Genomic DNA, 13,528 nt, shown 5'->3' on the forward strand with positions numbered 1-13,528 from the left:
GATCTTTGGCAGCTGGCTCGCCCGCATTAAGGCCGCACTGCCACAACAACCCTGAAAAGGCTGGCACAATGGCCGCCAGTCCTGCTTCCGGAGCCACCCTTGATGAGCGAGAGCGCATTCGCCGAGCGCATCGTGCACAACCTGCTCGATACCGACTTCTATAAGCTCACCATGATGCAGGCCGTGCTGCACAACTACCCCGACGCCGACGTGGAATGGGAGTTTCGCTGCCGCAATGGCGAGGACTTGCGCCCTTACCTGGGCGAGATCCGCAACCAGCTCGAACGGCTGAGCGAACTTACCCTCGATGATGGCCAGCTCGCCTTCCTGGAACGCATCAGCTTCCTCAAGCCCGATTTCCTGCGCTTCCTGCGCCTGTTCCGTTTCAACCTGCGCTATGTACAGGTCGGCATAGAGAGCGACCAGCTGTACCTGCGCCTCAAAGGCCCCTGGCTGCATGTGATTCTCTTCGAAGTCCCGCTGCTGGCCATCATCAGCGAAGTGCGCAACCGCCACCTTCATCCGCGCATGCGTCTGGCCGAGGCCCGTGACCAGCTTTACCGCAAGTTCGACTGGCTGCAGGCGCACGCCAGCGACGACGAACTGGCCGAGCTGCAAGTGGCTGACTTCGGCACCCGCCGGCGCTTTTCCGGCCGCGTGCAGGAGGAAGTGGTGCGGGTACTGCGCGATGACTTCCCGGCCCGCTTCGTCGGTACCAGCAACGTCGACCTGGCATGGAAACTGGATATCAAGCCGTTGGGCACCATGGCTCACGAATGGATCATGGCCCACCAGCAGCTCGGCCCGCGGCTGATCGACAGCCAGATCGCCGCTCTGGACTGCTGGGTCCGAGAGTACCGCGGCCTGCTCGGCATCGCCCTGACCGACTGCATCACCATGGACGCCTTCCTCGGCGATTTCGACTTGTACTTCGCCAAACTCTTCGACGGCCTGCGCCATGACTCAGGTGAGCCGGTGGCCTGGGCGGAAAAGGCGATCGCCCATTACCAAAGGCTGGGTATCGACCCGATGACCAAAACCCTGGTGTTCTCCGACGGCCTCAACCTGACCCGCGCGCTGCAGATTTTCCGTGCCCTGCGCGGGCGCATCAACGTCAGTTTCGGCATCGGCACCAACCTGACCTGCGACATCCCCGGCGTGGCGCCGATGAATATCGTGCTTAAAATGACTGACTGCAATGGCTCGCCGGTGGCGAAGATCTCTGACGAGGCCGCCAAGACCCAGTGCCGCGACGAGAACTTCGTCGCCTACATGCGTCACGTGTTCAAAATCCCCAGCAAGGAGTAACCCATGCAAGCCGTTCAGCAAGAGATTGCCCAGGCGCTAAACGTGCAGCCGCCGTTTGCAGACGCCGCTGCGCTCGAGGCCGAAGTCGCCCGGCGCGTGGCGTTCATCAAGGATTGCCTGGCCAACGCCCGTCTCAAGACCCTGGTACTGGGCATCAGCGGGGGCGTCGATTCGCTGACTGCCGCCCTGCTCGCCCAACGCGCCATCAGCGAGTTGCGCGCTGAAACCAGCGACCCGGCCTACCGCTTCATTGCCGTGCGCCTGCCCTACCAGGTACAGCATGACGAGCACGACGCCCAGGCGTGCCTGGAAGTGATCAACGCCGACGAAGTGCACACCGTTGATATCGCACCTGCCGTGCGTGCACTGGCTGCAGAAGTGCAGGCACTCAAAGACGGCTCGCCATCACTGGTGGACTTCGTCGTGGGCAACGTCAAGGCGCGCACGCGCATGGTTGCGCAATACACCATCGCAGGCGCCCGTGCAGGCCTTGTGATCGGCACCGACCACGCCGCCGAAGCGGTCATGGGCTTCTTTACCAAATTTGGTGACGGTGCATGCGACCTGGCCCCGTTGAGCGGCCTGGTGAAGAATCAGGTGCGGGCCATCGCGCGCAGCTTCGGGGCGCCGGAGTCTTTGGTTGAGAAGGTGCCGACGGCGGACTTGGAAGACCTGGAGCCAGGCAAGCCTGACGAGGCCTCGCATGGCGTGACCTACCAGCAGATCGATGCCTTCTTGCATGGCCAGCCGGTTGAGCAGGAAGCGTTCGACATCATCGTCGCCACCTACCGCAAGACCCAGCACAAGCGCGAACTGCCGTTCGCCCCTTGAGGCCAATGGGGCCTGCTGCGCAGCCGCCTCCCCAGGGATATGCGATCTTCTATGGAGGCGGCCTTGTGCCGCGAATGGAGGGCAAAGCCCTCCTTTGCTTTCGAGCTGTTACTTGACGACGACCTTGCCCTTCATCATCGAGATGTGGCCTGGGAAGGTGCAGAAGAAGCTGTAATCGCCACCCGCTTCCAGCTTGGAAGTGTCGAACTTCACTTCGGTTTCTTTCTCTGGCGCGCCGATCATCGCGGTGTGGGCGATGATGTTGGCGTTGTCTTCCTTCAGGTAGCCTTTGTCGATGCCTTGGCTCATGCCTTCGGTGGCAATGGCCTGCATGTCGGCAGTCTTGCTGATCACCAGATTGTGGCCCATGACGTTTTTCGGCAGGTTGCCGGAATGGGTCAGTTTCACGGTGAACGCTTTGCAGCTCTTGTCGACGGTGAATTCCTTGGTGGTGTAGGACATCTGGTCAGTCGAGTCGACAGTTACCGAACACTCGGCGGCGAAGACGGAGGCGCTGGCGAGGGTCAGCAAGGATACCGCTACAGCTTTCGCAAACATCATGAATCTCCTTGGCAGGGTTTTATCAATTGCGAGACTGCCTGAAACCGTTCAGCCCCTTGCTGACGTGCATCAAGGGGCCGTCAAGTGGCCAGCCAGTAGAATTGTTCAATGGATTGTATACAACCAATCTAAGAGCACATCATGCCCTTTTAATAGACGATGGGACAACCTCTCATTTAGGAGCTACTGCAATGTCCCTCTCAAGTTTCATGAACAGCCTGCTCGCCGCCTACGCCCACGGCGCCAGTGGTGCGATCTGCGAGTTCTCCCGCCCGGAATGAATGCTGCCTTGGAACCGCCATGCATTGGCCGTACCCTGTGCACGCCTGTGACTGGAGAAGAGCAATGCCTGTACGTTCCGTTTGTGTGTTCTGTGGCGCCAGCATCGGTGCCAACCCCGCTTACCGTGAAGCGGCGATCGCCCTCGGCCAGGCGATCGCACGCCGGGGCCTGACGTTGGTCTATGGCGGTGGCGCTGTAGGCCTTATGGGCACGGTCGCCGACGCGGCCATGGCGGCGGGTGGCCAAGTGATCGGCATCATCCCCCAGAGCCTGATGAATGCCGAAATCGGCCACAAGGGCCTGACCCGCTTGGAGGTCGTTGACGGCATGCACGCGCGCAAGGCGCGCATGGCCGAACTGAGCGATGCATTCATCGCCCTGCCAGGGGGCCTGGGTACGCTGGAAGAGCTGTTTGAAGTCTGGACCTGGGGCCAGCTTGGGTATCACGCAAAGCCGCTAGGTTTGCTTGATGTAAATGGCTTCTATGAGAAGTTGGGCGGGTTCCTCGACCATATCGTCGAAGAAGGATTCGTGCGGCCGCAGCATCGCGCGATGTTGCTGCTGGAGCAGCAGGCGGAGCGCCTGCTGGACGGGATGAATTCGTTTGTCTCACCGGTGCAGCCCAAATGGGTTGGCAAAAAACCGGATTGATCCGAAAAGGGCTGCGCTGCAGCCCATCGCCGGCAAGCCGGCTCCCACTTACAGTGCAGATCTTGAATACTGCGCCAAACCAGTGGGAGCCGGCTTGCCGGCGATGGGCCGCAAAGCGGCCCCTTTGAGCCTTAGCGCGGGATGACAGGCTGGCGCGGCTTCTTGTTGCCTTTGCCACCACCTTTTGCCGCTTCCTTACGCTCCTTGGCCGCCTGCTGATTACGGGCGAACGCTTCAGCCTTGGCCTTCTCACGCTTGTCCCACGGCTTGCTGCCATCACTGCCACGCGGCGGCAAACCTGTGTGCTGGGTGAGGATCTTCTGATCCTTGCCCACCTTGTGGCTGCCGGCCGGGGTCGAGTTCTTGCGCCGTGCACTCTGGTAAGTATCGGTCTGCGGCTGGTGCAGCGGGATCAACTGATGCTTGCCAGGGCCGATGAGATCGGCACGGCCCATACGCTCCAGCGCCTCACGCAGCATCGGCCAACCCTTCGGGTCGTGGTAACGCAGAAACGCCTTGTGCAACCGGCGCTGCTCGTCACTCTTGACGATCTCCACCCCTTCACTCTTGTAAGTGACCTTGCGCAGCGGATTCTTGCCCGAGTGGTACATGGCCGTGGCCGAAGCCATCGGCGAGGGGTAGAACGCCTGCACCTGGTCGGCACGGAAGCCGTTGCCCTTGAGCCACAGGGCCAGGTTCATCATGTCTTCGTCGGTGGTGCCAGGGTGGGCGGCGATGAAGTACGGGATCAGGTACTGCTCCTTGCCCGCCTCTTTCGAGTACTTCTCGAACATACGCTTGAAGCGGTCATAGGAACCGATGCCCGGCTTCATCATCTTGTCCAGCGGGCCACGCTCGGTGTGCTCCGGGGCAATCTTCAGGTAACCGCCCACGTGGTGGGTGACCAGCTCCTTGACGTACTCCGGCGACTCCACTGCCAGGTCATAGCGCAGGCCCGAGGCGATCAGGATCTTCTTCACACCTGGCAGGGCGCGTGCCTTGCGATACAGCTCGATCAGCGAGCTGTGGTCGGTGTTGAGGTTCTCGCAGATGCCGGGGAACACGCACGACGGCTTGCGACAGTGCTTCTCGATGTCCGGGCTTTTGCAGGCGATGCGGTACATGTTGGCCGTCGGCCCGCCGAGGTCAGAGACCACGCCGGTGAAGCCCGGCACCTTGTCACGCATTTCCTCGATTTCGTGCAGGATCGACTCGTGGGAGCGGTTCTGGATGATCCGGCCTTCGTGCTCGGTGATCGAGCAGAACGTGCAGCCGCCGAAGCAGCCACGCATGATGTTCACCGAGAAACGGATCATCTCGTAGGCCGGGATGCGCTCCTTGCCATAGGCCGGATGCGGAATACGGGCATAGGGCATGCCGAACACGTAGTCCATTTCCTCGGTGGTCATGGGAATGGGCGGCGGGTTGAACCACACATCCACTTCGCCGTGCTTCTGCACCAGGGCGCGAGCGTTGCCCGGGTTGGTTTCCAGATGCAGCACACGGTTGGCGTGGGCATAGAGCACCGGGTCGTTACGTACCTTCTCGAACGATGGCAGGCGGATCACCGACTTTTCCCGGGTCATGCGCGGGCTGTCGAGGATCTGCACGACTTTGGCTTCGTTCGGGTCTTCCTGGTCGCCCTTGGCCTGCTCGATGGCACAGGCCTGGGTGTCCTGGGTATTGACGTACGGGTTGATGATCTTGTCGACGCGGCCAGGGCGGTCGATGCGGGTCGAGTCGATCTCGTACCAGCCCTCGGGCGTGTCACGACGCACGAATGCGGTGCCGCGCACATCGGTGATGCTTTCGATGCTCTGGCCACTGGACAGGCGCTGGGCGACCTCGACGATCGCCCGCTCGGCGTTGCCGTACAGCAGGATGTCGGCGCTGGCGTCGATCAGGATCGAATGGCGGACCTTGTCCTGCCAGTAGTCATAGTGCGCAATGCGCCGCAGCGATGCCTCGATGCCCCCAAGCACGATCGGTACGTGCTTGTAGGCTTCCTTGCAGCGCTGGCTGTACACCAGGCTGGCGCGGTCAGGGCGCCTGCCCGCCATGCCGCCGGGGGTATAGGCATCGTCAGAGCGGATTTTCTTGTCTGCGGTGTACCGGTTGATCATCGAATCCATGTTGCCCGCCGCGACGCCGAAGAACAGGTTCGGCTCACCAAGCTTCATGAAGTCGTCTTTGGACTGCCAGTTCGGCTGGGCAATGATGCCCACGCGAAAGCCTTGTGCTTCCAGCAGGCGGCCGATGATGGCCATCCCGAATGACGGATGATCGACGTAGGCATCACCGGTCACGATGATGATGTCGCAGGAATCCCAGCCGAGCAGATCCATCTCCTCCCTGCTCATCGGCAGGAAAGGTGCTGGCCCGAAGCATTCGGCCCAGTACTTGGGATAGTCGTAGAGTGGTTTGGCTGCTTGCATGTCAGTGACCGGTTCTATTGAGCAGGAAAATCGCGGGCGCGAAATATAGCACAAATTTTGACCAAATCCGACGATAGCCGTCGGATTCATACGCTAGTGAGCTGTGATACCCGCGTAGACTTCTATTCGTCGTCGTCGAAGTTGTACATGCCCGGTGCGAGGTTCTCGAAGCGGGTGTACTTGCCGATGAACGCCAGGCGAACGAAGCCGATGGGGCCGTTACGCTGCTTGCCGATAATGATTTCGGCGACGCCCTTGTGCTCGGTCTCCGGGTGGTACACCTCATCCCGGTACACGAACATGATCACGTCGGCGTCCTGCTCGATTGCACCGGATTCACGCAAGTCGGAGTTGACCGGGCGCTTGTTCGGGCGTTGTTCCAAAGAGCGGTTGAGCTGCGAAAGGGCGATGACCGGGCAGTTGAATTCCTTGGCCAGGGCCTTTAGCGAGCGGGAGATCTCGGAGATTTCGTTGGTACGGTTGTCACCGGCCGAACCCGGGATCTGCATCAGCTGCAAGTAGTCGACCATGATCATGGCGATCTCACCGTGCTCACGCGCCAGGCGGCGGGTACGGGCCCGCATCTCCGAAGGGCTGATACCGGCGGTATCGTCGATGAACAGCTTGCGGTCGTTGAGCAGGTTGACCGCCGACGTCAGGCGCGGCCAGTCGTCATCGTCCAACTGACCAGAGCGCACCTTGGTCTGGTCGATGCGGCCCAGGGACGAGAGCATACGCATGATCAGCGATTCACCTGGCATCTCGAGGGAGAACACCAACACCGCCTTGTCGGTACGCAACACGGCGTTTTCAACCAGGTTCATGGCGAAGGTGGTCTTACCCATCGAAGGACGGCCGGCCACGATGACCAGGTCGGCAGGCTGCAGGCCGCTGGTTTTCTCGTCCAGATCGGTGAAACCTGTGGAAACACCGGTGATATCGCTGTCGGAGTTGAACAGCGTGTCGATCCGGTCGATAGCCAGGGTCAACAGTTCGTTTACACCTACCGGGCCGCCGGTTTTGGGCCGCGCCTCGGCGATCTGGAAGATCTGCCGTTCGGCATCGTCGAGGATTTCTGCGGCATTGCGCCCTTGCGGGTTGAAGGCGTTGTCGGCGATGTCGGTGCTGATGCTGATCAGCTGGCGCAACGTTGCCCGCTCGCGAATGATCGCGGCGTAGGCCTTGATGTTGGCAACCGACGGGGTGTTCTTGGCAAGCTCTGCCAGGTACGCCAGGCCGCCAACCTGGGTCGACAAACCTTCCTTGTCCAGTTGCTCGTGCAGGGTGACGACGTCGAACGGCTGGTTGGCGTCGGCCAGCTTGTGCACAGCACGGAAGATCAGGCGGTGGTCATGCCGATAGAAATCGCCATCCGACACCTGATCCAGCACCCGCTCCCAGGCGTTGTTGTCCAGCATCAGGCCACCGAGCACGGCCTGTTCGGCCTCGATGGAATGCGGCGGCACCTTGAGGGCAGCGGTTTGCAGGTCTAGCTGTTCGGGATTGGTGATCTCGTTCATGGCCACGAAAAAATTCTGGAGGATGAAAAAGACAAAGGGCACGGCCTGTTCAGAAACAGGACGTGCCCGATGTTAACCGGGCAGCCCGCAAGGAGCTACCCAGTCAGCGCAGCTTAGGCTGCTACGACGACCACACGTACAGTGGCTTCAACGTCGCTGTGCAGGTGCACGGCTACGTCGTATTCGCCAACCTGACGGATGGTGCCGTTCGGCAGACGAACTTCAGCTTTGGCCACTTCAACGCCGGAGGCGGTCAGAGCGTCAGCGATGTCGTGGGTGCCGATCGAACCGAACAGCTTGCCTTCGTCGCCAGCGGTGGCAGTGATGGTCACTTCCAGCTCGGCCAGTTGGGCAGCGCGGCTTTCAGCCGACGATTTACGGTCAGCAGCTGCTTTTTCCAGCTCGGCGCGACGCTCTTCGAACGCAGCCAGGTTGGCGGCGTTGGCAACGGTGGCCTTGCCGAATGGCAGCAGGAAGTTACGGCCGTAACCAGCCTTAACCTTAACTTTGTCGCCCAGGTTGCCCAGGTTAGCGACTTTTTCCAGCAGGATCAGTTCCATTTGGTAAAACCTCTTAACTTTTAACCTTCACCGTTCGCGGAGTCATTTCCCTCAGGGGACTTGCGACCGCGAAAATCAATCAGGCTGTCGACAATGGCCAAAACCACGAGCAACGGATAAATCAGCTGCATTATCAGCGGCAGCGTTACATACATGCCGACCAGCCAGAAACCGGCCAGTCGACCCTGTGCCACCAGCCCATGCATCAAGGCGATGCCGGCCAGGACGAGCACCAGGCTGGACGCGGAAGCCAAGACGATGAACTGCGGGCCGATGAACGGACCCAACACCATCGCGGCAACCAGAGCCAGCATGACTGCCCGCGGCAACTTCAGGGCGCGAAACTCGCGACCGAAGCCTCCAGGGTTGTACAACGCTGCTTGCCAATAACGCGCCAGCATCAAAGCCAGCACACTGAACAACTGCAACATCACCGCTGTGGAAGCGACCAGCACAGGGCCGATCAGCTCACCGGGAATGACTGGCTTGCCTTCGACTTGCGGCAGCGCTTCGGAAAGCGCCTTGGCCAACACCTCGAAGGTTTCGCGCAGTACCGCGTCCAGGATGAGGCTGTAGACCAACCCCAACACAACACTGGACAACAACACCCGGCTCCAGGAATGCCCGGCACGCAACAAGGCGGCCAGCCCCAGTGTTCCCACCAGCACCAGCAAGGTGCTTGGATCACCGAAGGCCCATATGGCCACCGCCGGCAAAAGGCCGAAAGCGATGACCGTTGAAGCGTCCTTGAACCCGCGCCGCAGCAGCACAAGGCTCCCGGCAGCGGCACTCAACCAGAACAGCAGCGGTAATACCGCACTCACGACCACCACCAAGGTGGCCTGCACACGACCGCGCATGATGAAATCAGCCAACGCTCGCATGCTTATCCCTTACTACTTGTCGACGACCCGGTCTCAGCGGCCGTGGCTGTCGGTGTAGGGCAGCAGGGCCAGGAAGCGGGCGCGCTTGATAGCGGTAGCCAGCTGACGCTGATAACGAGCTTTGGTACCGGTGATACGGCTTGGAACGATTTTGCCGGTTTCGGATACGTAAGCTTTCAGGGTGTTGAGATCTTTGAAGTCGATCTCTTTCACGTCTTCAGCAGTGAAGCGGCAGAATTTACGACGACGGAAGAAACGTGCCATGTAATAGGCTCCTCAAAAGGTCCGTGGATTACTCGTCAGCGTTATCGCTGGAGTCGCTGTCATTGCTGTCGTCGCCTTCGGCGGAGTCAGCATGCTCAGGACGCTCACGACGCTCACGGCGCTCGCTGCGGTTCTCTTCGGCCTTCAGCATCTCGGACTGACCGGTTACGGCTTCGTCGCGACGGATGACCAGGTTACGGATCACGGCATCGTTGTAGCGGAAGTTGTCTTCCAGCTCGGCCAGGGCCTTGCCGGTGCACTCAACGTTCAGCATCACGTAGTGAGCCTTGTGAACATTGTTGATTGCGTAGGCCAGTTGACGACGGCCCCAATCTTCCAGGCGGTGGATCTTGCCACCATCTTCTTCGATCAGCTTGGTGTAACGCTCAACCATGCCGCCGACTTGCTCGCTCTGGTCCGGGTGAACCAGGAAGATGATTTCGTAATGACGCATGAATGCTCCTTACGGGTTAGTAGTCTGCCAGCGTATCTGGTCAGACAAGGAGTGAATGACACTGTATGTCTTGCCATGGAGGGGAGGCACATGCGCACCTGCCAGCTCGGCAAGGGGCGCAATTGTAGAGAAGGCGGTGCGCACAAGCAAGGTGATTGGCGATTATTTGAACAGCCGGAAACACTTTATACCTGCACGCCCTTCATCGCCGGCCAGCCGGCTTCCACAGGGATCGCGTCAGCTATTAGACGTTGAGCACGACGGTTGCTTCCACCGGACCACCACAGGCATTGAACCTATGGCAGTACCCGTGGAGTGCCGGCTTGGCGGTGATGGCGCCTTACAGGCGCAAGATCAGCGTTTGGCCTGGCGCTGGCGCACTGCCTCGAACAGGCAAACGCCCGTAGCCACCGAGACGTTCAGGCTGCTGACGCTGCCCGACATTGGCAACTTGACCAGAAAATCGCAGTGCTCACGGGTCAGCCGGCGCATGCCCTTGCCTTCGGCGCCCATGATCATCACCAGCGGGCCGGTCAGGTCCTGCTGATAGATCTCTTGCTCGGCCTCACCGGCCGTACCCACCACCCACAGGCCACGCTGCTGAAGTTTCTCCAGGGTGCGCGCCAGGTTGGTCACGGCCACCAGCGGAATCACTTCCGCTGCGCCGCAGGCCACCTTGCGCACCACCGGCGTCAGCGTCGCGGATTTGTCCTTGGGCACTACCACTGCCGTAGCCCCGGCAGCATCGGCGGTGCGCAGGCAGGCGCCAAGGTTGTGCGGATCGGTGACACCGTCCAGCACCAGGATCAGCGGTGGCGTTTCGGTGCGCTCGAGCAACTCCTCGAGCATCAACTCGCCCCACACCTGGCTTGGGCTGACCTCGGCAACCACGCCCTGGTGGACACCCTCGACCCAGGCATCCAGCTCACGGCGCTCGGCCTGGCCGACTTGCACACGGTTTTCTGCGGCCAATGCCAGCAACGCCTGGATGCGTGGCTCACTGCGCCCTTCCGACAGCCAGATCTGCTTGACCCGCTTCGGGTGGTGCTGCAGCAGCGCTTGCACGGCATGCACGCCGTAGATTTTTTCCAGCTGACTCATGACTTGTTCTTGCTCTTGCGCGGCGCACCGGACTTCGGTGGGCCTTTACGGTGCTTGGTGGGCTTGCCGGAGGGCTTGCCGCCTTTGTCCGACTTGCTGCCAGCGTGGCCGCCAGTGCGCGCGTCGGTCATCAGCGCCTTCTTCATTTCGCGGCTTTTGCGCACTTCGGCGTTACGCTGCACGGCGTCTTTCGGGAAATAAGCCTCGGCGGCCTCGCTCTTGCGGCTGCGCGGTTTCGGGGTAGCCCTGGCCTCCACCGCCGGCTGCTGCTCGGCTTTTTCTGCAGCGCCTGCAACCGGTGCAGCACCACGGTTCTTGCGGCCAATCGGCGCGGCGAGTTGCTGTTCGGACACTTCGAAGTCGATCTTGCGCTCATCAAGATCAACGCGCATGACCTTGACCTCGATGGTGTCGCCCAGACGGAAGCTGCGCCCGGTTCGTTCACCCGACAAGCGGTGATGCACGGGGTCGAAGTGGTAGTAGTCACCCGGCAGCGCACTGACGTGCACCAGGCCTTCGACATAGATATCGGTCAGTTCGACAAACAGCCCGAAACCGGTGACCGCGGTGATCACGCCAGGGAAGGTCTCGCCCACGCGGTCCTTCATGAATTCGCACTTGAGCCAGTTGACCACGTCACGGGTGGCTTCGTCGGCACGGCGCTCGGTCATGGAGCACTGCTCGCCGAGCTGGTCGAGCGTGTTCACGTCGTACGGATAGATACGCGCCTTGGGAATGCTCATGGCGCCGGCACGCTTGACGTGCGGAGTATCGACCTTGGAACGGATGACGCTGCGGATGGCGCGGTGCACCAGCAGGTCCGGGTAGCGACGGATCGGCGAGGTAAAGTGCGTGTACGCCTCGTAGTTCAAACCGAAGTGGCCGTTGTTGTCGGTGCTGTACACCGCCTGGCTCAGCGAACGCAGCATCACCGTCTGGATCAGGTGGAAATCCGGGCGCCCGGCGATGCTTGCAAGCAGTGCCTGGTAGTCCTTGGGCGAAGGGTCTTTGCCTTTGTGCAGGCTAAGGCCCAGCTCGCCCAGGAAGGCACGCAGCTTTTCAAGGCGCTCCGGTGGCGGGCCATCGTGCACGCGGTACAGCGCCGGCACGCCATGCTTGTTGAGGAATTCGGCCGTGGCGACGTTGGCCGCCAGCATGCATTCTTCGATCAGCTTGTGAGCATCGTTGCGCACGGTCGGGCGGATTTCCGCAATCTTGCGATCCTCACCGAAGATGATGCGGGTTTCCTGAGTTTCGAAATCAATGGCGCCGCGGGCGTGACGGGCATCCAGCAGCACCTTGTACAGGTTGTACAGGTTCTTCAGGTCTGGCAGGACTTCCTTGTATTCCTCGCGCAGCGCCTTGCCCTCACGGGTGCGGGCATGCTCGAGCATGCTGCTGACCTTGTTGTAGGTCAGGCGGGCATGGGAGTGGATCACCCCTTCGTAGAACTGGTAGTCGACCATCTGGCCGGCCTTGTTCATGGTCATTTCGCAGACCATGGCCAGACGATCGACGTGCGGGTTCAGCGAGCACAGGCCGTTGGACAGCTCTTCCGGAAGCATCGGTACAACGCGCTCGGGGAAGTACACCGAGTTGCCGCGCTGCTGCGCCTCGACATCCAGGGCAGAACCCAGACGCACGTAGCTGGACACGTCAGCGATGGCCACATAGAGGCGCCAGCCACCGGAGAACAGCCGCAGCTTGCCAAGCGGCTCACAATAAACTGCGTCGTCGAAGTCGCGGGCATCCTCGCCGTCGATGGTGACGAAGGGCAAGTGGCGCAGGTCGATGCGCTTTTCCTTGTCCTTCTCTTCGACTTCGGAGCGGAACTTGCGCGCCTCTTTGATCACATCCTGGGGCCAGACGTGCGGGATGTCATAGCTGCGCAGGGCGACATCGATTTCCATGCCCGGCGCCATGTAGTTGCCGATCACTTCGACCACATCGCCTTGGGGCTGGAACCGCGGAGTTGGCCAGTGGGTGATCTTGATTTCGACGAACTGGCCGATCTTGGCACCACCGTTACGGCCCGCGGTCACCAGCACTTCCTGCTGGATCTTGGGGTTGTCCGGCGTCACATAGCCGATACCGCCCTCTTCGAAATAGCGGCCGACCACGCTTTCGTGGCCGCGGGAAATGACCTCTACCAGCACACCTTCACGCCGGCCACGACGGTCGAGCCCCGAGACACGCGCCAAGGCACGGTCGCCATCGAATACCAGGCGCATTTGCGACGGGCTGAGGAACAGGTCGTCGCTGCCATCGTCAGGGATGAGGAAACCGAAACCGTCGCGGTGGCCGGAGATCCGGCCGCAGATCAGGTCCAGTTTGTCGACCGGGGCGTAGGTGCCGCGCCGGGTATAGATAAGTTGGCCGTCACGCTCCATGGCGCGCAGGCGGCGGCGCAGGGCTTCGATCTGGTCTTCTTCGTAAAGACCGAACTCGGCCGCCAGCTCCTCGCGCGCGGCCGGTTCGCCACGGTCGGCAAGGCGCTGCAGGATCAGCTCACGGCTGGGGATAGGGTTGTCGTATTTTTCCGCTTCGCGAGCGGCCTCGGGATCGAGGGATTGCCAATCGGCCATCAGAAGGGGTTCACCTTGGGGTATATAGATATGAATTCTGGCATAGGCCTATTGAAACCGGAAATGTCGGGCTTGGACAGCCCCAGCAGCAT

At 61.0% G+C, this 13,528-nt stretch carries 12 protein-coding genes; 3 read left to right on the forward strand and 9 right to left on the reverse strand.

The window, feature by feature from the left end:
* Positions 1–102 precede the first annotated feature (102 nt).
* Positions 103–1,308: a nicotinate phosphoribosyltransferase gene (gene pncB / locus OSW16_RS24080; RefSeq protein ID WP_241806230.1), complete on the forward strand. Its 1,206-nt coding sequence runs from the start codon at positions 103–105 to the stop codon at positions 1,306–1,308.
* Positions 1,309–1,311: 3 nt separating this feature from the next.
* Positions 1,312–2,139: an ammonia-dependent NAD(+) synthetase gene (nadE, locus tag OSW16_RS24085; RefSeq protein ID WP_267819080.1), complete on the forward strand. Its 828-nt coding sequence runs from the start codon at positions 1,312–1,314 to the stop codon at positions 2,137–2,139.
* Positions 2,140–2,247: 108 nt separating this feature from the next.
* Here the strand turns inward: nadE and azu are convergent, their stop codons facing one another.
* The gene (gene azu, locus OSW16_RS24090; RefSeq protein WP_267824107.1) at positions 2,248–2,697 is read right to left on the reverse strand and encodes an azurin; all 450 of its coding nucleotides are present in this window, start codon (positions 2,695–2,697) and stop codon (positions 2,248–2,250) included.
* A 348-nt stretch (positions 2,698–3,045) separates the two neighbouring features.
* Here azu and OSW16_RS24095 point away from each other — a divergent pair, with 348 nt between their 5' ends.
* Positions 3,046–3,633 carry a TIGR00730 family Rossman fold protein gene (locus OSW16_RS24095; protein WP_267819082.1) on the forward strand — a complete coding sequence of 196 codons (588 nt, stop codon included), beginning with the start codon at positions 3,046–3,048 and terminating at the stop codon, positions 3,631–3,633.
* A 131-nt stretch (positions 3,634–3,764) separates the two neighbouring features.
* On the opposite strand, the gene OSW16_RS24100 is transcribed toward OSW16_RS24095, so the two are convergent.
* From OSW16_RS24100 to rnr, 8 genes are all read right to left on the reverse strand, one after another.
* Positions 3,765–6,068, reverse strand: a complete 2,304-nt coding sequence (locus OSW16_RS24100; protein WP_267819084.1) for a YgiQ family radical SAM protein — start codon at positions 6,066–6,068, stop codon at positions 3,765–3,767.
* 122 nt (positions 6,069–6,190) lie between these two features.
* Positions 6,191–7,588, reverse strand: coding sequence for a replicative DNA helicase (dnaB, locus tag OSW16_RS24105; RefSeq protein WP_241806235.1), 1,398 nt, complete (start codon positions 7,586–7,588; stop codon positions 6,191–6,193).
* 113 nt (positions 7,589–7,701) lie between these two features.
* On the reverse strand, positions 7,702–8,148 hold the full coding sequence (gene rplI, locus OSW16_RS24110; RefSeq protein WP_012316464.1) for a 50S ribosomal protein L9: 447 nt from the start codon (positions 8,146–8,148) through the stop codon (positions 7,702–7,704).
* Between the two features lie 20 nt (positions 8,149–8,168).
* Positions 8,169–9,032, reverse strand: a complete 864-nt coding sequence (locus OSW16_RS24115; RefSeq protein ID WP_241806236.1) for a hypothetical protein — start codon at positions 9,030–9,032, stop codon at positions 8,169–8,171.
* 33 nt (positions 9,033–9,065) lie between these two features.
* Entirely contained in the window at positions 9,066–9,296 is a 231-nt protein-coding gene (rpsR, locus tag OSW16_RS24120; RefSeq protein WP_003249563.1) for a 30S ribosomal protein S18, read from the reverse strand.
* A gap of 28 nt (positions 9,297–9,324) precedes the next feature.
* The gene (gene rpsF / locus OSW16_RS24125) at positions 9,325–9,750 is read right to left on the reverse strand and encodes a 30S ribosomal protein S6 (RefSeq protein WP_003249557.1); all 426 of its coding nucleotides are present in this window, start codon (positions 9,748–9,750) and stop codon (positions 9,325–9,327) included.
* A 354-nt stretch (positions 9,751–10,104) separates the two neighbouring features.
* Positions 10,105–10,851 (reverse strand): 23S rRNA (guanosine(2251)-2'-O)-methyltransferase RlmB, encoded by a 747-nt coding sequence (rlmB, locus tag OSW16_RS24130; protein WP_012316466.1) that lies wholly within the window; start codon positions 10,849–10,851, stop codon positions 10,105–10,107.
* On the reverse strand, positions 10,848–13,436 hold the full coding sequence (rnr, locus tag OSW16_RS24135; RefSeq protein ID WP_267819088.1) for a ribonuclease R: 2,589 nt from the start codon (positions 13,434–13,436) through the stop codon (positions 10,848–10,850). The genes rlmB and rnr overlap by 4 nt, the downstream gene beginning before the upstream one ends.
* Between the last annotated feature and the right edge of the window lie 92 nt (positions 13,437–13,528).

Origin of the sequence: Pseudomonas putida (assembly GCF_026625125.1) — a bacterium.
Lineage (GTDB): Bacteria > Pseudomonadota > Gammaproteobacteria > Pseudomonadales > Pseudomonadaceae > Aquipseudomonas > Aquipseudomonas putida_X.